We start from the raw sequence: 811 nt of genomic DNA on the forward strand, positions 1-811 counted from the left end.
ATGCTGCTGCCTTACGCCCCCGTCGGCATCTCCGGCCTGATCCGCCGCGGTGCCGCCCGCAAGGCCGTCCGCCGCCATATCGAAGATCTCGGTTTTTCCGTCGATCTCGATGCCGAGGTGAGCGAGCTCGAGCTTTCGGTGCGCCAGAAGATCGAGATCGCGCGCGCCGTCTACCGCAAGCCGCGCATCCTTTTGCTCGACGAACCGACCTCGACGCTCGCCGGACGCGACGTCGACTGGCTGGGCGACATCATCGCCAGGCTGAAGGTGGCAGGCACCACCATCGTCTTCATCACCCACCGCATGCGCGAGGTCCGCGCTTTGTGCGACACGCTGACGATCCTGAGAAACGGCCGCCACATCGTCACCGCGCCGGTCGCCGATGTCTCGGATGCCGACGTCATCGAAAAGATCATCGGCCGCAGCATCGAGCAGACCTTTCCGCCCAAGCCGGACAGCGCCCAGGCCTTCGGTCCGCCGGTTCTGGGCGTGCGCGACCTCAAGGTCGGACGCAAGCTCGACGGCGCGGGCTTCGATCTGCGCAAGGGCGAAATCCTCGGCGTCGCCGGGTTGCAAGGCATGGGCCAGCAGGACCTGTTCCTGGCCTGCTTTGGCATGGCCGAGATCGAGCGCGGCCACATCCTCGTCGACGGCCGCAAGGTCTGGCTCGGTTCGCCGGCCGATGCCTTGCGCCCCAACATGGCCATCGGCCTGGTGCCGGAAGACCGCAAATCCGAAGGCCTGTTCCTGAAACTGTCGGGCAGCCAGAACGCCACGCTGCCGGTGATATCGCGCTTCACACGGCTAGGCC

Annotated in this window: 1 protein-coding gene; it reads left to right on the top strand. The window is 66.3% G+C overall.

Features of this window, described 5'->3' with window-relative positions; translation table 11 throughout:
• The coding region (locus EN914_RS37020) for an ATP-binding cassette domain-containing protein (protein WP_164779245.1) at positions 1-811 on the top strand (811 nt) is incomplete at both ends.

This window comes from Mesorhizobium sp. M7A.F.Ca.CA.001.08.2.1, assembly GCF_003998455.1.
In the GTDB taxonomy this organism is placed as follows: Bacteria; Pseudomonadota; Alphaproteobacteria; order Rhizobiales; family Rhizobiaceae; genus Mesorhizobium; species Mesorhizobium ciceri.